The sequence below is a fragment of the Bartonella sp. AP9QHHD genome (assembly GCF_042195625.1).
Lineage (GTDB): Bacteria > Pseudomonadota > Alphaproteobacteria > Rhizobiales > Rhizobiaceae > Bartonella.
Genome location: NZ_JBHIOP010000047.1, coordinates 62,629 through 86,415, shown reverse-complemented (window position 1 = coordinate 86,415; position 23,787 = coordinate 62,629). Strand labels below are relative to the sequence as shown.

The window sequence follows — 23,787 nt, the reverse complement described above, 5'->3', positions numbered from 1 at the left end:
AAGGATTTTCATAAAATTGGGGGAAAATAGTATGATGTTTTTTATTTGCACCTTGTATAAGTGTAGAGATGGTAGTGTACAGTAAGCCCTATATAGTTCACAGAAGCTTTCCATTATAATATCGAGTACCATCGTGAAATTAGCTCAAACGCATTGAGAAATGTTTTTTTTACAAATATGTGAATCTACAACACAATGATATTTTATTAGGGATATTCTATTTGGAACATTCCGCTTGAGACATTCTTTTTTGCAAGCTAATTTTCATTTTACAATCTTTCTTGCCTTTAAGCACTAACTTATCTTATGTTTATTCTTTAAATCGTTTTTAATACTTTACGAGCTTTTATGTTTTATCTTGCCCATATATCGGATGTACATCTTTCCCCTCTCCCGCAACCTTCCCTTTTTGAACTTTCTGGGAAACGTCTTACCGGTTATCTGAACTGGCAAAAAAAACGTAAGAGTCAGATGGCAACAGATGTCCTAGAAACTTTAATAGATGCCTTGAACAAAACAAAACCTGATCACCTTGTGATCTCTGGTGATCTTGTAAATCTTGCTCTCGATAAAGAATTTGTACAAGCTCATCGTTGGCTACTTAACCTAGGAAAACCTCAAGATATTTCTTTGACATTTGGAAATCACGATGCCTATGTCCGCGGCGCTTTACAAAAAGCATGCACTCTCTTTAAACCTTGGATTACAGGTGACATCCCTCAAAAAAGTGCCTTTCCTTATATGCGCATTCGCAAAGATGTTGCCATCATAGCAGCTTCTTCAGCCATTGCGACATTGCCTTTTCAAGCTTCTGGCTATTTTGGTAAAATGCAAGCGCAAACTTTACCGCTCTTTTTAAAGGAAGCAGCACAGCGCAACCTTTTTCGTGTCGTCATGATTCACCACCCCCCCTTTCCAAAGGCAACGTCTTGGCATAAAAAACTACGGGATATAAAACGTTTTCTAGACATTATCAAATACCACGGTTGTGAGCTTATTCTTCACGGACATACTCATTTACCCACATTGAATTACATTGAAGGACCAATTAAAAAAATTCCTATTGTTGGTGTTCCTTCTGCATCACAAGCTTTTGGTGATAAAAAACCACCCGCAGGCTTTAATTTATTTTCCATTGAACGCTTACAAAATCAATGGCATTGCCAATTACAACGTTATAGCATTATCAACCCCAAAAACGAGATTGCATGTACTGAAACAATTAATCTTTAAACACCTTCATAGTTGCCAAAACAACCAAAAACGAAAATATTTTTATTTCACATCCCTTTGGAAATCATAATTCTTATTTCCCTTTTTCTCCTTAAAAGACAAAGTTTCACCTTCTCTGTTAATAGATCAATTTTTCTCAGAGAATTCCATCTGCTGCCCCACTTATGTAACGAGCTTTTTACAAACTTATCGGTTTTCTTCCTTCCCGCTCTAAAGGACGAAAATTCTACCACATCTGATTTATAAATAATTCGGATTCTTGTCTCACGGGTTCCAGCTGCTAATTGCGCATGTGATTTACTTCACAAAGCTCTACACATAAACCCTGCTTTGAATTTCATCATCCACTCCTCCAAAAGCATCTAATGCGTAAAATCCTTATAATATTACAATGATGATATTTTATAGAATAATAGAGAAGCTCATTCAGCTTCTATACCTGAAAATCAATGGCTAAAAAAGCCAAATAATAACTAAAGTATATAATTTAAATAACCCAACCTACTTGTGATTCATAAACAAATGATGTTGATTGATTTATCGTAAATAGATTTGAAATGATCCATTACTATTTCACTCGAAATTTATTATCGTACATTAAAAAATTAGGAAAATAATAGATTATATTTCGATAACAGACATAGGTAATAATGTTTTTTATATCTCAATAAATTCCTAATTTTCTCTCTATTTTTTCCTATAAATCACTTTATAATACTCTTTATAATTATTTTATTATTGAATTATATTGCGGATGTAATTTTACGTTCTTTAGAGTTTTTTTGCGAGCTTTTTGTTATTAAATAAAATATTTTACGATACCGCAAAACAGAAAAGTTGATTGTATGAAAAATCTTTCAAATAAAATAAAATGCCATTAGCTTGCCAATTCACATGTTGGTTTAAAAAAGCATCTTTTAAAGCACCCAAACCCATTTCCCGACGGTACCTATGAATGATGTAATGTTAAGTCCATTTAGCAACACCATCTTCACGTTTATGGAAAAGCAAGCTAGTATCAAAATCTCACACTTTGCCACCCCCTAATGTAGCGACAGCCTTTAGCACTTAAAATGGTTCATAAGAAGCATTTTTATTCTTTCTTTAATGTTTTTATCTCACGACGCCCCCTCTTTTTGACGTGCAAAAGACATGGTTTTGATCGGTTCAATTAAAATGAGAAAATCTTATGACACTTGGGTCTCTCACTCAACATGACAAAAAGTAATTTATGTTTACAAATCAAAGTATTGTTCGAATAAAATAGTAGCTCTTTTGAGTAAAGGATATTTACTAGAACATATCTGAAAAATAAAAGCCTCATTCGAAAATGAGACTTTTGAAGTGTTTAATTCTGCAAAAAATTAAAATTTATAAGCTACACCCACACGAAAATCATTTGTCTTGTAGCCCATTTCAAATTTATCCTGTATGAACTTCTTTTTGCCAAAATCTGAATAACGATATTCTGCACGTACAATAATATTATCAGTCATTGCAAAATCAATACCACCTCCAAGGGTATAACCAATCATGGTCTTTTTTTCATCATGCAACCAATCAGAAAAATCAACTTCTCCATTTTTGCTATCAGCTACTGCCGCAAAAATATTCTGAAGCTGCGTATAAGCAATCCCTCCAGAAATATAAGGCATCATACGCTCAATCGCAAAACCAACTCTCACCCGTGTAGCACCAGCCCATTTTTGTTTTAAAGTATGACGTACAGCTTTAATAGGTGTTGTCGAATCCTCCTCATGCAAATCTCTTGTTAGACTTGTTTTTTCTACAAGTTTTGGTGTTTCTTCAGTTGGACTTTTTTTCGGTAGATTGACATCTTTAGAATCCTTTTTACCAAACCACATAATATCTGTATCAATACCTATAATAAAACTATTATCGATATCAATATTGGAACCTGCATAAACTCCCCCGATAAAACCAGAAAGTTTAGGTAAATTCTCCTTTCCAATTGGATTCCATATCCCTGTCTCATGTTTTAAATAACTTGCAGTTGTTTTACCTGAAAAGTTACCAATCTGTCCTCCAAGATAAAATCCTGTCCAAGACAAAGCAGGTGCTGGAATAACAGGAACAGGTTGTTCAGGAATAACGATATCCGACGCCTGTACTACAGAAATTGAAATTAAAGAAAATATAGATGTTGAGGCTAAATACTTTGTAATCATAATTGCTCCCCTAAAAGCTAATGTGATACATAAATAATGGTAAATCGTTTCACAATTTTTTGAAAAAATCTATAGCAAAAATGACACAGTTAAAAAATTAAAATTAGTTTTAAATAAAGCTTAAATATTATTTATAATTTCCAGAAGCTATTAATCTATAGTAGCTTTTATAGCTTCATATTGATCATTATTACTTGGAATTATATAAATAATTATAATGTCAATTTTTTGAAAAAATGAGATAACGCTCATAAAAAATATGATTCACTAAATTAATCACTCACCGCTTTTTGTATAAAGAATGATACCTAGAATGGAGAATTTTTTCATCACACTTGAAAAAACAGTAGAGAACTTCACTCTAACCCTCTCAAGCGTCTATGAAATGAAAGACAAAAATTAATATATAAAAATGGAATTAATAATTTTTATTTATTCTTATAGAATTATTTTAATATTTCATGATTTTTGTAAAAACTGAACAGACCAATTGCCCAGTTTCTGCAATTAATTTTTCAACACGAAGCAAATCAGGTTCCCCAACACTATTCAACAAAAGGTCACTTAATCCAGGTGGCATGTCATTGGGATCAAGAGAATCATTTAAGCAAAGCCGTATAATTTGACTCAAATTTGTATAAAGACGATAGGCATAATGTAAATCAGCAATACATGACTGATTAAGAAAACTGTTTGGTAAGTGATCTAAAATATCCGCTGTCGTCGCTCCAATTTGAAACTCAATGACATGCGTAATAAGAGAAAATTGAGCAATAAACTCCAAATCCATAATGCCACCAGACATCGTTTTTAAATCCCATTGATTTTTTGGCGGCTTTTCTTTTGCAATCAAGGCACGCATTTCACATACTTCTTTTGCAACTTCCTTCTTATCACGAGAAATAGCAATAATTGCACACACTTCATTTTCTAGCTTTTGTAAAAAATCAGGGTCTCCTGCAATGCCTCGAGCCCTTGTTAAAGCAAGATATTCCCATATCCATGCTTCTTGGCGATAATACTTTTTAAAAAATGGAAAAGAAATAGCAATAGGTCCTTTATTGCCTAATGGCCGTAACCTTAAATCAACGACATAAAGAATACCTTGGCTTGTAAGAGTGGATAAAGCAGAAACGAGGCGCTGTGCTAAACGCGTATAATATTGAGAGATATAAAGAGGCTTTTCTCCATCAGATATTTCTGCATCATCATCGTGTTCATAAAGCAAAACGAGGTCAACATCGGAATCTGCTGTTAATTCGCGACTTCCAAGCTTCCCCATACCCAATATGCCAACACGCCCTCCTTTAATACGACCATGAAGACGAGAAAATTCCTCTTGAACGGTAGCAAATGTTTTTGTAATCATAAGATCAGCAAGCGCAGTAAAAGCAAAACCCGCTCTTTCTCCTGTAATTGTACCGTTTAAAATTCGAATACCAATCAAAAAACGTTGTTCATCTGCAAAAATCCTTAAATGATCAAGAATTTCCTCATAAGAAAGAACATTTTCAAGAAAATATTCAAGCCGTTTTTCTAAGTACGTTTTGGTCGGTAATTCTGAAAGAATATTCGGATCTAACATTCCATCAAAAACATGGGACCTGCGTGCAATAATTTCTGCAAGACGTGGAGCAGCCCCCATAATAAGGACAAGCATATCCAAAAGAGAAGGATTAGACTGCAAAAGACTAAAAAGCTGAATTCCTGAAGGTAAGCCCTGTAAAAAACCATCAAAACGTAACATCGCCTCATCAGCTCGTTTTGTCCCACCAAAAGCTTTCAAAAGAGCTGGTGTTAATTCCGTTAATCTCTCGCGTGCTTCGGCTGATTGCGTTGCTTTATAACGACCAAAATGGAGCGTGCGCATAATACGACAAATATCACTTGCTCTTTCGAAGCCTAAACGGCTTAATGTTATTAATGTCTCCGGATCATCTTCTTCACCGGTAAAAACTAAATTACCAATTTCTAAACCAAGTTCTTGCTCATTCTCAAACAGTGCAGCATAATGTTTTTCAACAATCTGAAGTGTTTTTAATAAATCACGGATAAAACTGCTCCTGTCTTGATAACCCATTAAATAGGCAACACTCGTGAATTGAGCAGTATCATTTGGAAGAAGATGTGTTTGTTCATCGAAAAGCATTTGAATACGATGTTCCACATTTCGAAGAAAAGCATAACTTTTTATAAGGCTATTTCTCGTTTTCTCACTGATCCAACCAAGCGTGTGAAGTTCTGCTAACATTGCAACTGTCTGACGTCCACGTAATTGAGGAAAACGTCCACCAGCAATGAGCTGCTGTGTCTGAACAAAAAACTCAATCTCACGAATACCACCACGACCTAACTTTATATTATGCCCATAAGCTGCAATTTGACCGTAATTTTTATGCGCATGAATTTGACGTTTGATCGAATGAATATCAGCAATAGCAGCATAATCTAAATATTTCCGCCACACATAGGGAAAAAGCTCTTTGAGAAAGTTAAAACCTGCCCTCTTATCACCAGCAACTGGACGTGCTTTAATCATGGCTGCTCGTTCCCAATTTTGCCCACGCCCTTCGTAATAACGCAATGCAGTCCTTACTGGTAAGGCCAAAGGGGTTGAACCTGGATCTGGACGAAGACGAAAATCAAGACGAAAAACATATCCTTCCGCAGTGCGTTCTTGAATGATACGGATTAATCGGCGTACCATTTTAGAAAATACGTCAACACTTTCAGAAAGATTACCAATATGAGGTGATGTTTCATCAATGAAAACAATAAGATCAATATCAGAAGAATAATTAAGTTCCCCTGCTCCTAACTTTCCCATCCCTAAAATAATTAAACCACAGTCTTTTTCTGGATTCTCACGGCTTAATAAATTGATCTTACCATGATCATGCGCTTCTCTTAATAGAAAACGTAGTGCTACACTTAATGCTGCTTCGCCCAAACGTGTCAACCAAGCACATGAAACTTCGTAAGTAAAAACACCACCCAAATCAGCTAAAGCAATAAGAACATGCGCTTCTCGTTTTTTGCGCCTTAAAGCAGCCATCAATGAAGTTTCATTTATAGCTTCATCTTTATCAATAGCTGTAATATCATCTATAATTTCGCTCAGCCTTGTTTCTATATCAACATTTAATAAAGCACTAAGATATGATGGGTTGGCAATTAAAACCTCACGCAAAAAAGGAGATAAGGTCATAACCGAACTGATAAAATCAATCTGCGTTCCACTCTCTGAAATGATGGAAACAAGCGATTCTAAACCTTCTTTCCTTGCTTGTTCTTCCATGTCTTTTAACCATTGGGAACCACTTTTATCGAGAGGACATAAAGGGAGAAGCTGTGTTTTTAAAAAAGCTTGTTTCATCTCTGCTCCCTTGAAAAGCATTTTGCTTTCCTTTCTATTGCTTTATACTTTTAAAATAGTTGTTACGTATGAAAGTGAAGAAAAATATCTTTAAGGAAATAACAAAACAGCCCTAAGCCCTGGATTTGCATTTTCAAGTAACAATTCACCCCCGTGAAGCTTCATAACCGCTTTTGCTATACTTAAACCAATCCCAAACCCAGGTTGTGTGCGGCTTTCTTCAAGACGAACAAATCGCTCTGTCACTTTTTCACGTTTATCCTCTGCTATTCCTGGTCCATTATCGCTCACAACAACTAATAAATGTTCATCACGATATTCCATTGATAAGCAAACCTTCGCTTGCCTTCCACCTTTAGGCGCATATTTAATTGCATTATCTATAAGATTAAAAATTGATTGCGCAACAAGCTCACGATTCAATTTTAGCTCTTTATCAAATATATCTCCCAACTGAAGTAAAACACCTGACTCTTCAGCAAAAGGTTCGTAAAGCTCAACAGCATCCTCAAGGATCAGTTTCATATTAATCATTTCAAGATGTTCAATTGCACTGCTGGCCTCAATACGTGAAATCATTAAAATCGCATTGAACGTACAAATAAGTTGATCTGATTCTGCAATAACCCTATCAAGGACCTGACGATATTCAAGCTTTGTCTTATTTCCTGAAAGCGCTTCTTCAGCGCGATTTCTAAGACGCGTTAACGGCGTTTTCAGATCATGAGCAATATTATCTGATACTTGACGTAAACCAATATTTAATTCTTCAATGCGGTCTAACATAACATTAAGATTGGTTGACAATCGATCAAACTCATCCCCTACTCCAGAAACAGGTAAACGCCCACTGAAATCACCATCCATCAAGCGCTGTGATGCAGCCGTTACATGATCAATCCTTTGTAAAGCTCTCCTGCCAACAAAAAACCATATGAGTAAAGCGCCTCCAACCATTGCAGCAAGTGCAATGATCACAGCTTTGCGAATAACAACAGCAAAACGTTCTGGCTCATCCAAATCACGTCCTATAAGAATCTTCATAGCATTAGGTAAATCAACAATAACCGCCAAAGCGCGATGTTCACTTGTTTTGCCATGTTCTCCAAAACGGGAATACAAAAAAGAGGTAGAAATAAAACCACTCTGATTCAAAAGACCTAATTCAATACGTGCTACATTTCCTGCTAAAATACGCCCCATAGAATCTGTAACAAGATAAAGAAATGCTCCTGGTTGTCTTGAACGATAATCAATAGTGCGCATTAATAAGGATAATCCCCCATAATTATAAGCATTTTCAATATACTTTAATTCTTCATGTAAAGCCTGTTCAGTTTGCTCTGTTAACAATGAAGCAGAAAATGCCGTCATATAAATAGAAAGTCCTGTTGCCACCAATCCAAACAATAAAATGTAAAGTGCTGAAAGCCTTAGCGCCGTCGTGCGCATTATATTAATCAAACGATTCATGCTTTGTTATCTGGTACTTTCAGCATATATCCAGCTCCACGCACTGTATGGAGAAGGGGAACATCAAAATCTTTTTCAATTTTGGCTCTCAAACGAGAGATATGGACATCAATGACATTCGTTTGTGGATCAAAATGGTAATTCCAAACGTTTTCCAAAAGCATAGTGCGTGTAACAACCTGCCCCGCATAACGCATCAAATATTCAAGTAAACGAAACTCTCGTGGTTGCAATAGAATGTTTCTATCACCTCGTTTTACCGTATGTGCTAACCGATCAAGCTCAAGATTACCTACACAGTAAACAGTTTCTGCTTCTTTAGGATTTTTCCGCCGTTGTAAAACTTCAACACGCGCAAGAAGTTCAGAAAAAGCATAAGGCTTTGTCAAATAATCATCTCCCCCTGCACGCAGCCCCGTTACACGATCATTAACTTGCCCTAAAGCAGACAGAATAAGAACCGGTGTTTCATTGCCTTTAGCGCGCAATTCAGCAATAATAGAAAGACCATCACGATGCAAAAGCATTCGGTCAACAACCATAACGTCATAATTTTCCGTGGTTGCTAAAGCGTATCCCGTATCTCCATCATAAGCAACATCAACAGAATGCCCTACTTCCAAAAATGCTTTTTCGAGATAATGCCCCGTCTCATGATCATCTTCAATAACGAGTATCTTCATAAAACGTATCTCCATTATTTTATTATGTTGTAGGACAAATGTTTAATAAACATTTGTCCTACAACTAAAGCCTTATTTTTTGAAAATTGGAAGAGCAACGAAACGATTTTGATCATTTGTTCGCACTTGTAAGAGTATAGCCTTTCGTCCTAACTGCTGAGCATTTTTGATTGTGTTAATAATATCAGAGACTCGTTTAACTGGTTTATTATTTACTGTCACAATGATATCACCAGGGCGTATCCCTTTATCTGCAGCATCTGAATCGGTATCGACATCCGTTACGACAACCCCTACACCATCATCAGAAGGCATAACAATCAAACCATAATCTTCCAATGTTTCATCTAAATCACTCTGTCCATTTGAATATTTTGAAGTCTCTTTCTTACTTTCATCTTCAGACATTGAAGCGAGTTTAACCTTTATACTCTCCTCCTTACCTGATCTCCAAATCCCTATGGTTACCATTTCTCCTGGTTTAATATTTGCAATACGTTTCGCCAGCTCACGCGCATCAGCAACTTTTTCATTATTCACTGAAATAATTACATCACCCGCTTTAATACCAGCCTTTTCTGCCGGTCCTTTTAACGGATCAGTAACCAAAGCACCTTTGGCTTCTTTCAATCCTATTGAATCGGAAATCTCCTTTGTTACCGGCTGAATCTGAACACCTAACCAACCACGTTGAACTGAACCTTTTTCAATAAGTTGTTGTACAACCTGTTTTACAGTCGCTGCTGGAATAGCAAAAGCAATCCCAACATTTCCTCCAGAAGGAGAAAAAATTGCTGTATTAACCCCAACAACCTTTCCATTAAGATCAAACGTTGGACCACCAGAGTTCCCTCTATTAACAGCAGCATCAATCTGAATAAAATCATCGTACACACCAGTGCCAATATCACGTCCACGTGCAGAAACAATACCTGCTGTCACAGTTCCACCAAGACCAAATGGATTCCCAATGGCAACAACCCAATCTCCAACACGAAGCTTTGAATCATCACCAAAATCAACATAAGAAAATTTTCTTTTATCATTCACTTTTAATACGGCAAGGTCGGTTTTTGGGTCTTTCCCAATGAGCTTTGCGTTCAATTCTGTACCATCATCAAGAACAACAGTATAACTTGTTCCATCAGAAATCACATGATCATTGGTCACAATGTAACCATCAGATGAAATAAAAAAACCCGATCCAAAAGCAACAGGACGGAGTCTCTGCGATTGGTGCGGAAATTTATTTTTAGGTTTATCAAAATCATAAAACTCTTTAAAAAATCTTTTTAAAGGATGCTGATCTGGTAATTGATCAAGTCCTGGACCACTAAAAAAGTTGCTAAAGAACCTATCTTCTTTCTTTTTATTGCTCTTTACTTGTACTGCTACAACGGCTGGTTTCACTTGAGCAACAATATCGGCAAATCCCTGTTGTTGCATTAACGAAGTAAATACAGAACTTGCATGAGCCTTTGTCATCCACAAGCTTGATGTACATCCACTAAAAAACAGTGCACTTTCCAATATCGCAGAAAAACTCACTGCGACAAATGTTTTAAAGAAAGCCTTTTTAACCATTTATTCTATGCTCCTATTCAATCATACCTTTATTTCAATTCCGATCACTTATAAAATACCAGACCTTACCGTTTTCTGTCTAAATTATTAAAGTTTTGTAAGGTTTCAGTATTCCCTAATATAATTACAATAAGATTGTCTGCTCATTGCAGATGATCTGATTTTTTCTTTTATGTAACATTTTTTTTAATGCAATGACATTTTTGACTGTTCTTTTTCATTCACATAACTCATGATTATTTCGTTTGAAGTGGAAAAATATGATACTTACGCCAATGATAATAATGATCAAAGGCGAGAACCATAAAAACCAAGTTATCTTATTCAATGGTGGTTTCAAGAGAATAAATTCACCATATCGCTCAACAAGAAAGTCAGTGACTTGCTGATTACTATAGCCCATTTTTAGCCTTTCCCGAATTAAAAGCCGTAAATCACGTGCTAAAGCAGAATCTGAATCATCAATTGATTGATTTTGACAAACAGGACAACGTAAATGCGATGAAATATGGCGTGCTCGCGCTTCAAGAATCTTATTCTTTAAAATCTCATCCGGCTCTACTGCTATTGCTAATCGAAAAGGAAACGTTGCCATTAAAAAAAATACAATCCAAAGAATTTTTTTCATCTCAATGTCTTTTCCAAAAATTTAAAGCAAGCACTACCCTATTGTACATGCCAATGCGAAACCAATACCCCAAAAGAGAAAGACATCCTCCCATAGCCATCATGAATGCCCCTAACCAAATACATATTACATAAGGCTTCCACCATATGTGCACAACGAGACCCCGATTATCAATATGTCCCGGTACAATATAGAGCTGTGATAATCCATGATTTTTAAGACCAACTTCTGTTGTTGATGTATTTTGGCTTGAATAAAATCGCTTTGAGGCTGTTACATGACCTACAATGTTTTTATTTTCATATATTTTAAAATAAAACTCCATTGTCGAATAATTCGAACCAACACCATCATACACTGCATCAAAATGAAGCGTTTTATCCGCTATCGTCACCCTATCCCCTACGTTCATGATTAAAATACGTTCTTGCCCAAAACTTGCCACGCAAACAATACCAAATAATGTAACGCCTAATCCCATATGTGCTATTGCTGCACCAAAAGTAGACCATGGCAATCCAAGAAATCTCTTAACGCGTACTGAAAAAGCTCTCTTGCCATATCCACTCTTTCCCCATAGATCCGCTAAACTGCCTAAAAAAACAAACGCTGAAAGCCCAATCCCTAAAACTGCAAAAATATCACGCACAGATGTCGCGTAAAATATTATAAAACAGACGATACCAACCAATACAAAAACAAACCACAACCGTTCAAAAACTGCAAGAAAATCACCGCGTTTCCATGCCATCATTGTCCCAAACGGAACAAACAACAACAGCAAAACCATTAGCGGTCCACAGGTAAGGTTAAAAAAAGCAGCCCCTACAGAAATTTTTTGCCCTGTTAATATCTCAATAAAATAAGGATAAAGCGTACCAATCAATACTGTTGCTGTTATTGTTGTCAGTAACAAGTTATTTAAAACAATAAACCCTTCACGTGAAATTGGTTGAAAAAATCTTTCTGTTTTTAAAATAGGGGTACGCAAAGCAAAAAGAAGAAAAGCAGCTCCCGTAAAAAAAATAAAAGAGCAAGAATTGCTTGCCCGCGTGCTGGATCAACAGCAAAACTATGAACAGAAACTAAAAGCCCAGAACGCACAAGAAAAGTTCCCATCAGAGAAAGGGAAAAAGTAAGCAGCGCTAAAAACAGAGTCCAACTTTTCAATATTTCTCGTTTTTCGAGAACAAGAGCAGAATGTAAAAGAGCCGTTCCTGAAAGCCACGGCATAAACGAAACATTTTCAACAGGATCCCAAAACCAATACCCCCCCCATCCTAGCTCATAATAAGCCCAATAAGAGCCAACCATAATACCCAATGTCAAAAAACACCAAGAAAGTAAAAGCCACGGACGAATCCCACGCGCCCAAATTCTATCAACATGTCCCATAATCAATGCCGCAACGGCAAAAGAAAAACAAAGTGAAAAACCGACATAACCTAAATAAAGTAGCGGTGGATGAATTGCTAATGCGATATCTTGTAAAAGAGGATTGAGACCATTTCCCTGCAATGCTGGTGGATTTACGCGTAAAAATGGATTGGATACAAAAAGAATAAATAAAAGAAAAGCAGTTGTAATCCAACTTTGGCAAATTAAAACAAGCGTCTTAAAATCTTCTGGCAAATGTTGGCTAAAAAAAGCCATCAATGCGCTAAAAAAAGCAAGACTTAAAACCCATAACAACATAGAGCCTTCGTGGTTGCCCCAAACACCTGTAATTTTATAGAGCATCGGTTTTTCTGAATGAGAATTCTCAACAACGTTCAAAACAGAAAAATCAGATACAACATAAGCATAAATTATCACTAAAAAAGATAAAAGCAGTAATGTAAAAGTAATATATGTTAGAGGAACAACTGTTTGCATTAACAAACGCTCTCTCCACCAAAAACCTAAAGCAGGTAAAAATGCCCCTAATAAGCTTACTGAAAATGCTGCAGCTAAAAAAATATGACCCAGTTCGACAAGCACAATCGAATTATTTCTCCATAATGTAATGTTTTTTCAAACGATCAGCTGTTTCTTTAGGCATATAAGTTTCATCATGTTTTGCTAAAATACGCATCCCTATAAAAAAGCCCTGTTTATCGAAATGCCCTTCTACGATCACCCCCTGACCTTCACGAAAAAGATCCGGTAAGGCACCATTGAAAACTACTTTTTCATGTTTTTTGTTATCCGTTACAAAAAAAACAACGCCTCTCTCTCCAACATATTGAACAGTTCCCTTTTCAACAAAGCCACCCAAACGCAAAGGGCGCTCCGTTAAAATATCTTCTCTTGTAATTTCAGAGGGCATTCTAAAAAAACTGACCGCATGACGCATTGCATACACTATGAGACTTGCTGCAATTGTCATAACCAAACAACATAATAATATGATCAGTAAGCGCTTTTTTTTTCGCTGCTCTAAAATAACCTTCCATGAGGCAGAATTCTTTAAAGATTGACTGTTCATAGACACTCTGCGAAAAAATTTTAAATACATTATAATTAAGTATCAATATTTTATTTTTTAAGAGCTTTGCACATCTTCTACATAGGTGCAAGATTTCTTTTCTTTGTATGCTTACTCGATAAATCACGTAACTGAATCATCATTTTTTTAACACGTGATTGTCCTGAAAAATTTTCAGGCATTGTATCAAGAAAGCTTTGTAAAAATTGCACTGCCTGTGCAGTTTTTCCTGCTTGATGCAATGCATCGGCTAACAATAAACGTGGATAAAAATCTGTTGGCGCTAAATCTGCTGCTTTTTGAAAAGCATTTTGCGCTTCTTGCGTTATCACTCCCCCTTCATAACCAACCAATGCTAAACCGTATCCTACAAGCCTTGGAGCTGTTTCTCCATTCAAACGAAGTGCATCTAAATAAGTATTCACTGCTTCTTGAAAAAGGCTTTCTTCGAGATACCCTACCGCTAACGCATCTGCTAGCTTGCCATCATGAGGTGCACGGAAAAAAAGCACTTGTAAACGAATAAGCTTTTCTTGCTTACTAAGAGTTTGAGGATCCTTATCCATTAATTCGCTAAAAAAATAACTTTTCACTTCTGGATTGCCTGTCAGCCCATAAATATTCCATGTCATAAGGAGAACAAACAAGATACTTAAAGCCTTAAGAATATTTCTTTTTTTATAATGCATATAAAGCTTGTTAAACTCAATCATACGCTTATGGCTTCTATAACCATCCACGGTTTGAACTTTCCATTCTTTTTTTATCTCATCATCAAAACGGAGTGAAAGAAAAAGAACACTTGCCAGAAAAATCAGAAAAAATGCTGCAAAAATCAATAAGAGCATATCGTTTTTTTCCAATACGAACAGAGAATAACTCGCTTACATTTTATCCTCTTCATGAGAAAAGTGATGTGAATTAATAAAAATTCATTTTTTCATGGAGAATATTATAAAATCTATTATATATATATATATCAATTAAACAAAGAAACTAAAAACAATGTTTCCCTACTCTTTGATGTATTATCTGAAAATACTGCTTTACAAACTTTATAGACATTTCTTGCTTAAGGAGAAAATATGTTATTCTCCCATCTTAGGTAATAAAACTTTTGCATATAACCCACCCAAATCAGAACGGGATAAAAAGAGATTCCCACCATATTCACTGACCATATCTGAAACAATTGCTAACCCTAAGCCTGACCCTAGTTTACTTTCATTAAACCGCCGCCCCCTTTTTAATGCTTCATCAATTTTGTCTTCTGTTAAACCAGGACCATCATCTTCTACAAAGATACTAAAATATTCTGTTTCTTCAGCATTTTCTTCTAAACAACAAGAGATCAAAACCTTTGCGCGAGACCACTGAGTAGCATTTTCAATCAAATTCCCTATAATTTCTTCTAAATCTTCCTTCTCTCCAGAAAAAACAATATCATCAACATCCATAATAAATTGAATTTGTTTTTCAGGATTAAGCTTTTTCATAACCCGCACCAAGCGTTCAAGCACACTGCGAACAGACGTATGATAGACAACACTATCGCATTGTGCTGCAATCCGCGCACGCTGAAGATAATGATTGATTTGAGCTTGCATTATTTGCGTTTGCTCTCTCAACAAACTAGCCTTTTCTCCGCGCATCTTATCTGTCTCATTCATAATCACGGATAGAGGCGTCTTCAATGAATGCGCGAGATTACCAACCTGTGTGCGAAATCGCTCGATAATACGCTGATTATTATTAATGAGAGCATTCATCTCTTGTACAAGCGGCATCACTTCGCTTACTAAATCCGTATTCACATAATGAACTCTTCCTTCGCGAATATCATTCAATGCATATCGAATAAGCTTCAACGGTTGAAAACTAAAGAAAATAATAGCAATATTAATAAGAACGCTCCCGATACCGAAACTCCAAAGAAAAATTTGCAAAGTTCGCTTAAATTCCTTTACCTGGGCATGAGCTTCATCGATATTCCCAACAAGCCGAAAACGTGCAATATGATTTTTATTATCAAGAACAACATCACTCTCAATCACTTGTAGCTTTTGACCATTGTTCCCCGTTATCCGATAAGAGCGAAAGAATTTATTGTCAAAAGGTATATCAACATCACTTGGTGTAAATATCTCGCCTGTTCCCAATGAGGGAGATGTCAATCTTCCTTTTAAATTATGGGATATCGCAACAACTTCCCAATACCATCCTGTTGTTGGATCAGAATAACGAATATCATCAATCCCAGCCCCTCCTATCAAAGTACCTTCCGATGACACCGTCACTGTTGCAATAAGACTGTAGAGTTGAGCAGAAAGGATACGCTCTAGGCTTTGTTCAGTCGAACGCTTATAAAATAAAATACTTACTGCAGAAATCGATAAAAGAGAAATAACAACCCATAATGTTGATAAGATCATAACACGTAAACTGAGAGATCGAGTAATTACAAAAAAGAACCTCCTATACCAATTATTCTCTTCAAAAACATTCATTAATCACCTCGCGTTCTCACGCGATATCCCATTCCTCGAATAGTTTCAATCAAATTCACTCCAAGCTTTTTCCGTAACCGACCTACAAAGACTTCCACCGTATTCGAATCCTTATCAAAATCCTGATCATAAAGATGTTCAGTAAGCTCTGTTCTTGAAATGACCCTGTCACAATGATGCATGAGATACGAAAGCAGTCTGAATTCATAAGATGTTAGTTTAATCAATTGACCATCCACAAAAACACGAGACGTCTTTGTATCCAACAAAACATTTCCGCAACATAATGCACTTGTCGCATGTCCCGTAGTGCGACGAATTAATGCTCGCAAGCGCGCCATCACCTCCTCCAAATGAAATGGCTTCACAACATAATCGTCAGCTCCAGCATCAATACCGCGCACCTTATCAGACCAACGGTCTCGCGCCGTTAGCATTAAAACAGGCATGGAGAGCCCTTCTTGACGCCACTTTTCAACAACACTAATACCATCAATCTGCGGTAAACCTATATCAAGTATCACCGCGTCGTAAGACTCTGTGCTCCCTAAAAAATAAGCCTCTTCACCATCGAAAGCACTATCGGAAACATATCCTGCACGTCTTACAGCTTCTGCTAATTGATGGTGAAGATTCCGATCATCTTCAACGATTAAGATACGCATCACAACACCATCTGCTAAAGACTAATCAGCAGGAACAAAAAACTCAACACGACGTAACTTTTCACCATTACGGGCTGGTACAACAACTACAATTGCACACATGTCCTTTCCATCCTGAACAACCGGTTTTGAACGGACGAGAACCCCGCTCTCTTGTGCGGCAGCCTTCTTACCTACTTCAGCACACCCAGAAGCTAGAACAGAATCTGCTCCTAAAAAAGCTGCTATTATTACGAACAAGAATTTTTTTTTCATCATAAATATTTCAATAACCCATCTCTTCTCTTCCTTGATAAAGGATAAAAGAAATAATGGTTTTTTTTAGTCGATTAAAAAATCACAAATGAAAACAATTTATCCTCTATCTTACAGAAGAACATATTAACATTACTCCAAATTTTTAAAAAATCAAAAAAATATTTTTAATAATGAGAATAAAATTTATTCAATAAAATAATAAAATATTAATATACTATCTTACAAAAAATGCATAATTCTAAAACAAATTCTTTCTCTGTTAGAACTATAGAAAAAAAATACTTCTACTCCATATAATTATTGTAGATTTGTTTGGTTGTATTGCTTTGCCATAGGCTCTCTTTAAATGTTTGATTTTTTTAAAAAAAAGAAAGGGCAACACCGTAAGCCATTTCATAGTCCTGCTCTCATTGAATTAGACGCACGATTAGACACAGCGCTTTATCACATTCGTTCTGCTAACAGTTTTTTCTGGAAAAAGGCAAAAATCGTCTCACAAAATTTTCATCTTCAAGGATGGAAACGTTTTATCGTTGAAGTTCTCGATGAAATACTGACATTAGGGTTGTTGGGATTTACTCTTTTCACTATTTTGGGCATTTCTGTTTTTGAACTGACCAAAACAGATTGGTCTTCTCCTAAAAACTTTTCCATTCTTTTTCTAGATCGCTATGGAAATTCCATTGGGCACCGTGGTGCACTGCCGGCAATCTCTGTCCCCGTTGAAGAAATGCCTGACACTGTTATTAAAGCGGTTCTCGCTACAGAAGACCGTCGTTTTTTTGATCATTGGGGCATTGATTTTCAAGGACTTACACGGGCAATTTCACAAAATATGCAAGCTAAAGGTGTGGTGCAAGGTGGTTCAACTCTCACACAACAATTGGCTAAAAATTTATTTTTAACAAACGAAAGAACCATAACACGTAAAATCAAAGAAGCTTATCTTGCTCTTTGGCTAGAAGCAAATTTTAGCAAAAAGCAGATTTTACAACTTTACCTTGACCGAGCCTATATGGGAGGAAACAATTTTGGTATTGCCGCAGCGGCAAAATTTTATTTTGGAAAAAACATACGTCATGTCTCTTTAAGTGAATCTGCTATGTTAGCAGGACTCTTTAAAGCTCCAACAAAATATGCTCCTCATAGTCATCTCTTTGCAGCTCAAACACGTGCCAATATCGTCCTTTCTAATCTTGTTAATAGTGGCTTTATGACGAAGAGCCAAATTATCAATGCGCATCGCCACCCTGCTAAGGCACTTCCCCAAAGAGAAAATAATCAGCCAGATTATTTTCTTGATTGGGCATTCGAGGAAGTCAAAAAAATGCGTAATCAACTTCCAAGCCATAGTTTCATTATTCAAACGACCCTTGATCCGAATATTCAAAAAGCAGCAGAAGAATCAATCGCATATCATTTACATCAATATGGTCAACAATATCGCGTAACCCAAGCTGCCACCGTTATACTCGATAATAACGGTGCCGTATGCGCAATTGTTGGAGGACAAGATTATAAAAAGAGCCAATTTAACAGAGCAACACAAGGCGGACGGCAAACTGGTTCTTCATTCAAACCTTATGTTTACGCAACCGCACTGGAACACGGACTGTCTCCCTCGACAATCGTTTTAGATGCTCCTATCAATTGGGGAGGTTGGACACCAAAAAATAATTCTGGCCGTTATTTGGGGAAAATTGATTTAGCAACAGCTTTAGCTTTTTCTATTAATACAGTCCCTGTGTATCTCACCTATCAATATCTTAACCGTGATACCCAACCCATCATAGATCTCATCAAGAATATGGGGATTAACGCGCATATTTTATCACACAAAACGATGGTTCTGGGCACTTCCAACATGACCCCCATGGATCAAGCAACTGGCTTTAATGTCTTTGCGAATGGCGGGATAGCTGGTAATCGTCATGGGTTTACGCAAATCAAAACAATTGATGGTCGTGTCGTGTGGGATTTCGAACATAACGGAAAAAAACTACACCGAGTTCTGAATGAACAATCAACAGCTTATATGAACCAAATGATGGTGGGTGTCACGACACGAGGATCTGGTAAGCGTGCTGCTCTACCCATGACTCTCGTCGCTGGGAAAACTGGAACATCACAATCTTATCGTGATGCTTGGTTTGTTGGCTTTACAGGCAATTATACAGGAGCGGTATGGATGGGAAATGATAACTTTTCACCGATGAATCGTGCTTTTGGGGGTGGCGTTCCTGCCATGATATGGCATCGCATCATGCTTGCTGCACATCAAAATATCATGCTCAAACAGCTCTATGGTGTTAAAGATTCTCTCCTTCCTTATCAGCCCCCAGTACTTTCTTCCCATGCAGATTCTGAAGTTCCTCCTCCAATACCCTCTACGCTTTCTCCTGAAACATTGAATATTGTGCGATTGATTAACAAAGATCTGAAAAAAACATCTGTAATTTCTTTGAAAATGAAAACAACTGGAGATTCAACATTTTGAATTCAAGATATTCACTGATGTTTTTTAATATCACCATTTTCTTTTTTATCTTCGCTTTTTCCATTTTATGTGGAACACTGAGTGTCGATTATGTGCTCAATTCCTTTCCTCATTTTGGACTCTTTAGAATTGGAAAATGGAGTGCTTATCCACAGGTGGGAACCGCTAATATGGATCCTTATACCCGCGCCCACACCGCTAAACGAGGCATTGTTTCACTCGGACGAACTGAAGGTATTCAATTCCAGATTTGGCAAGATAACCAAGGGCGTCCACTTCATCCTCACTGTCATTATTTGCTCAAAGGCACCATCCCTGAAACCCGTCTTTTTACCCTTTATACAGCTGACAAATCCCTTAAACCCTATACTTCATCCAAAGAAATACCTTTTGAACTCCACACTGACAATATTATCTATGAGCATGATGGCTCATTGCGCATCAATATTTCACTCACACCGCAAGCCGGCAATTGGCTTGCAACAGTTAGTCAAAAAGAATTCGGGCTTATTCTTACCTTATACGATACCTCAATCATCTCTGCAACGGCATTACAAAAGCTTACAATGCCATCAATAGAACAAATCCCATCAGGACAAATAAATTGTGACTAGATTTATTTATACCGCACTTCTTGCAATCATTGGCGCTATTATCGTTCATATTTGCGTTCTCTTTCTCATCCCCTATTGGGCACAAAATAATATATGGACAGCACTAAAAAAATCCGGAGCCCCTTATCAATTTGTTGATTTTACGCCCAATAATCCTATTCAGCAATCTGCTGATCCACTCTTTCTTCTTAAAGTCTGCAGATTTAATCTTGAAAATGGACCTGTTCATTTAAAAGCTTTGAAAACACGCCAATTTTGGTCACTAGCAGCCTACACACACGACGGAATTATTTTCTATAGCCTTAATGACCGAACCGCCCCTGATGCGACACTCGATCTTATTATTGGAAAACCAATACAAATCATAGAACTCAAAAAATCAAAACCTAAAAAAAATGCCAATTCAGTTTTGGTTGCTAAAAATTTGAATGAAGGGTTTGTTATTTTACGTATTTTTGTCCCTTCTTCCCTTGCAAAAAAAGAAAGTGAAGCTTTTCTTTCATCTGCAACCTGCCGCATATTTTATGAATAAAAACGGACTAACCTCTCATTTGTACAACACCTTCCTTTCTATAAAATACATGAAGCCTATCAAAATGGTTATCTTTTTTCTCTATTAATCAAATATTCGAATTCAGATTTATCTGATTGTAGATCCCTAAATTTTTTATTGAGATAGAATGAAATCTCTATTGCACATCATCATATCCTATTTGATACGCATTATCTGACAGAAAAAACTCCCCGCAATCAGAAGAGAAAAATCAAGAGTAAAGTTCTAAAAATATATGCTGCTAACAACCGTAGAACTTGTTATTTGAGTTTATTTCTTTTTATTTACAAACATTCCCATAAAATTCGCATCAATAACATGATAAACTATAGAAGAAATACTGATCACTTTCAATGAAGTGCTAAAATAACCGCTGGAAACTTATAAGACATTACGCATCCTTGACCTCAAAAATAAGTGCTTTATTTTTGGTTTATGAGCAGAAGCTTTTTGTAAGATAGCACTCTGAAAAAACTTGGCTTATAGTTTACAATCGAGGGGAAAAACTTCATGAAGAAGAGATATGTTCGGTTCGTTTCAAGAGCAGCAGTATGGTCCCCTCGATTTGGTGGATTGTCGTTCTTTATTTTATTATTTTCAGTCATTTTACAACGTTTTTCCGTCATTAACGTAACTGACTTCATAATTTTGATCGGAATCTCTACTGGCTGTGTAATTATTTCTCTTTTTCTGGCTATTAAAGCACTTCATAGTTTGTGGGTCTATGGTGCTCTAGGGGGAATGAAAGCTTTAAAAGGGATCATTTATTCGTTGATAACAGCCACACCATTGATGCTCTTTTTTGGACTTTGGTTTACCTTACCGGCTCTTTACGACGTTTCTACCGATACACAAAGACCACCGGCTTTTTTTCGCACAATACGTCCCAGCGATGCTTTACCACTCAAAAGTGTTTTGACTGAACAAGCAGCAATACAGATGTCACAATGGCCAGAAATATCGGGGCGCCGTTATGATGGCTCACCTGACCGTATTCGCGAATCTGTTCTTAATGTTTTAGCTGCGTATGATTGGCCTGTTGTAGCGCAACGAGAATTCAAAGGCGAAGAAAATGCGCTTTATATTGAAACAATGGCAAAAACTTTTTACCTTGGTTTTATTTCAGACATTGTGATACGCTTAACCAATGAAGGGGATACAACTTTTGTTGATATGCGTTCTGCTTCTCGTTATTTGCTAAGAGATTTGGGAACGAATGCTGCTTTTATTATCGATTTTATGGATGCCCTTGATACAGAAATCGCCTCACTTCCTCTCTCACAAGACGATGAATAACAATCTAAGAGAAATAAGGCATTTTATTTCATAAAAGTTGCCTATTTTTCAATAAATCATGATACATAAGCAAACAATCACTTTTCAAAAACTATAAATTGATAATCCTTATACAAAAGATAATAATCTCAAAACAACCCATGCTTGAAATAATGAAAAAGATTAAAAAAATAGGAAATAAAAAACAGAAATATTGATAATAATATTAAAGTCTCTGTCTAACTGTAATCAGTAAATATTTTTTAAAGTTTAATATTATATAAAAATAATAACTTATTTTTTATAAATAACTCTACAAATAACACCTTATAATTATATTTTTAAAATAATATAACAACTTGATTTTATATTATTTTAAAATTCCCATATATTCAATTAATAAATTTGCAGCATAATATAATATAAAAAACCTAATTGTTGTTAATATTGTCCTTTTTATACTCCAGTTCTTACCTTTAAATCTATTGTAAAAAAACATGCAAAGTCCAAATCCAATTGCTGTCATTAAGGAGCTAGTAAAAGTATGCATAACAAAAAATCCAGACTGAAATTTCATCTACTTTATGAATGATTTAAGAGAGAGAGCAATAGAGTATAATTCAAATAATAAACTTAACTTAATTAAATATAATTTTATATATAAAAAATCTTTATAAAATTCCCATATATTTAACTAATAAAATTCCAAAATAATAAAATATCAAAAACATTATTATATAAAGATAATAAATAATCATTTTTCATATAAATAACGTATACAAATAAAAACTGTTATAGAAAGTAATATAACAAATATAATGAACAAAAATGTGCTTAACAACATTTTTTTCACAATTTCTTTGTTACTATAACCTTTAAATTTATACCGTAAAAACATTGCATAGAAAAATATAAAGAAAGCACATGTAGAAGATAATAATTCTGCAATAATACGAATAATATCACTCATAAAAAAATCCAAATTAAATATATATAAAAACAATAAACATTAACATATATTATATCATACAAAAGTTAATAAAGTAAAATAATATAAAAAATAAAATTTCCAAATTAATCTATAATTATAAATTAATAATGAATAATCATTGTTCATAGAAATAACGTATATAAATAAAAAATGTTATAGAAAATAATATAACGAACAAAAATATTATTAACAAAATTTTTTTCCAAATTTCTTTTTTACTATAACCTTTAGATTTATAATATGAAAACAATGTATAGAAAAATATAAATAAAGCACCTATAGAAAATAATAATTCTACAATAATACGAATAAGATCATTCATAAAAAAAATCCAAATTAAATATATAATTTTGTAAAATTATGCACCTAAATCTTCCTGTCAAGTTTGTAGACACATAATTATGCCTACAAGCTTGTTCATTTTAGAAATATCTGCTGATTTTTATATTAGCGATAACATCCATAGGCTGTATTTCCTATACCTGTGGCAAATCCTACTCCAGAGCCAACTCTTCCTCCTAACCATAAACCTTCCGCAGCGCCTATTGGTCCTCCAGTTACCCCCCCCATAACTCCACCAATTACCACTCCCATATCATGTCCCCTATGTCCCATTGAAAATCCTGCAGAGAGATAATCTCCAACAGTACACCCAGGTCGTGATCCACTGCTTGAAAAATTCATTGATGAAACATGAGACCAACCATTAGAAAAACTAGAACCAAATGAACGAAACATATAAAACCTCTTTAATTATTGTTAAAAATAACTGTATCACAAAGATACAGTGGAAA

17 protein-coding genes and 1 pseudogene are annotated in these 23,787 nt (G+C 35.6%); 5 read left to right on the top strand and 13 right to left on the bottom strand.

The features are described from left to right. The first annotated feature begins 348 nt into the window (after positions 1–348). A complete protein-coding gene (locus tag ACFIK4_RS03910) occupies positions 349–1,233 on the top strand; it encodes a metallophosphoesterase family protein (protein ID WP_375611167.1) in 885 nt (294 codons plus the stop codon). Positions 1,234–2,597: 1,364 nt separating this feature from the next. Here the strand turns inward: ACFIK4_RS03910 and ACFIK4_RS03905 are convergent. The 12 genes and pseudogenes from ACFIK4_RS03905 to ACFIK4_RS03850 all read right to left on the bottom strand — a co-directional run bounded on the left by ACFIK4_RS03905 (position 2,598) and on the right by ACFIK4_RS03850 (position 17,063). Next, entirely contained in the window at positions 2,598–3,422 is an 825-nt protein-coding gene (locus ACFIK4_RS03905) for an outer membrane protein (RefSeq protein ID WP_375612993.1), read from the bottom strand. 451 nt (positions 3,423–3,873) lie between these two features. Next, on the bottom strand, positions 3,874–6,798 hold the full coding sequence (locus ACFIK4_RS03900; RefSeq protein WP_375675048.1) for a bifunctional [glutamine synthetase] adenylyltransferase/[glutamine synthetase]-adenylyl-L-tyrosine phosphorylase: 2,925 nt from the start codon (positions 6,796–6,798) through the stop codon (positions 3,874–3,876). Positions 6,799–6,888: 90 nt separating this feature from the next. After that, positions 6,889–8,271 carry an ATP-binding protein gene (locus ACFIK4_RS03895; RefSeq protein WP_375620682.1) on the bottom strand — a complete coding sequence of 461 codons (1,383 nt, stop codon included), beginning with the start codon at positions 8,269–8,271 and terminating at the stop codon, positions 6,889–6,891. Next, the gene (locus tag ACFIK4_RS03890) at positions 8,268–8,954 is read right to left on the bottom strand and encodes a response regulator transcription factor (protein ID WP_273791552.1); all 687 of its coding nucleotides are present in this window, start codon (positions 8,952–8,954) and stop codon (positions 8,268–8,270) included. The genes ACFIK4_RS03895 and ACFIK4_RS03890 overlap by 4 nt, the downstream gene beginning before the upstream one ends. Positions 8,955–9,026: 72 nt before the next feature. Next, complete coding sequence (locus tag ACFIK4_RS03885; RefSeq protein ID WP_375611163.1) at positions 9,027–10,538, bottom strand: Do family serine endopeptidase; 1,512 nt, start codon at positions 10,536–10,538, stop codon at positions 9,027–9,029. A 217-nt stretch (positions 10,539–10,755) separates the two neighbouring features. Continuing rightward, positions 10,756–11,166: a cytochrome c-type biogenesis protein CcmH gene (locus ACFIK4_RS03880; protein WP_375675046.1), complete on the bottom strand. Its 411-nt coding sequence runs from the start codon at positions 11,164–11,166 to the stop codon at positions 10,756–10,758. Position 11,167: 1 nt separating this feature from the next. Beyond that, positions 11,168–13,146 (bottom strand): annotated as a pseudogene (locus ACFIK4_RS03875) (heme lyase CcmF/NrfE family subunit). 7 nt (positions 13,147–13,153) lie between these two features. Next, positions 13,154–13,633, bottom strand: a complete 480-nt coding sequence (ccmE, locus tag ACFIK4_RS03870; RefSeq protein ID WP_375611160.1) for a cytochrome c maturation protein CcmE — start codon at positions 13,631–13,633, stop codon at positions 13,154–13,156. A 77-nt stretch (positions 13,634–13,710) separates the two neighbouring features. After that, positions 13,711–14,481 (bottom strand): tetratricopeptide repeat protein, encoded by a 771-nt coding sequence (locus tag ACFIK4_RS03865; protein WP_375652309.1) that lies wholly within the window; start codon positions 14,479–14,481, stop codon positions 13,711–13,713. A gap of 240 nt (positions 14,482–14,721) precedes the next feature. Then, complete coding sequence (locus ACFIK4_RS03860; RefSeq protein WP_375668225.1) at positions 14,722–16,140, bottom strand: ATP-binding protein; 1,419 nt, start codon at positions 16,138–16,140, stop codon at positions 14,722–14,724. Continuing rightward, positions 16,140–16,805 carry a response regulator transcription factor gene (locus ACFIK4_RS03855; protein WP_375649356.1) on the bottom strand — a complete coding sequence of 222 codons (666 nt, stop codon included), beginning with the start codon at positions 16,803–16,805 and terminating at the stop codon, positions 16,140–16,142. The genes ACFIK4_RS03860 and ACFIK4_RS03855 overlap by 1 nt, the downstream gene beginning before the upstream one ends. Before the next feature lie 21 nt (positions 16,806–16,826). After that, the gene (locus ACFIK4_RS03850) at positions 16,827–17,063 is read right to left on the bottom strand and encodes a hypothetical protein (protein WP_273723886.1); all 237 of its coding nucleotides are present in this window, start codon (positions 17,061–17,063) and stop codon (positions 16,827–16,829) included. Between the two features lie 346 nt (positions 17,064–17,409). Between ACFIK4_RS03850 and ACFIK4_RS03845 the strand changes: the two genes are divergently transcribed. From ACFIK4_RS03845 to ACFIK4_RS03830, 4 genes are all read left to right on the top strand, one after another. After that, positions 17,410–19,560, top strand: coding sequence for a transglycosylase domain-containing protein (locus ACFIK4_RS03845; RefSeq protein ID WP_375668226.1), 2,151 nt, complete (start codon positions 17,410–17,412; stop codon positions 19,558–19,560). 17 nt (positions 19,561–19,577) lie between these two features. Then, entirely contained in the window at positions 19,578–20,174 is a 597-nt protein-coding gene (locus tag ACFIK4_RS03840; protein WP_375675043.1) for a DUF1214 domain-containing protein, read from the top strand. After that, positions 20,167–20,706 carry a hypothetical protein gene (locus tag ACFIK4_RS03835; protein WP_375628219.1) on the top strand — a complete coding sequence of 180 codons (540 nt, stop codon included), beginning with the start codon at positions 20,167–20,169 and terminating at the stop codon, positions 20,704–20,706. Before ACFIK4_RS03840 ends, ACFIK4_RS03835 begins: the two co-directional genes overlap by 8 nt. A gap of 531 nt (positions 20,707–21,237) precedes the next feature. Continuing rightward, positions 21,238–22,023 (top strand): DUF1499 domain-containing protein, encoded by a 786-nt coding sequence (locus tag ACFIK4_RS03830; RefSeq protein ID WP_375620675.1) that lies wholly within the window; start codon positions 21,238–21,240, stop codon positions 22,021–22,023. 1,417 nt (positions 22,024–23,440) lie between these two features. Here the strand turns inward: ACFIK4_RS03830 and ACFIK4_RS03825 are convergent. After that, positions 23,441–23,731: a hypothetical protein gene (locus ACFIK4_RS03825; protein ID WP_375675040.1), complete on the bottom strand. Its 291-nt coding sequence runs from the start codon at positions 23,729–23,731 to the stop codon at positions 23,441–23,443. Positions 23,732–23,787 lie beyond the last annotated feature (56 nt).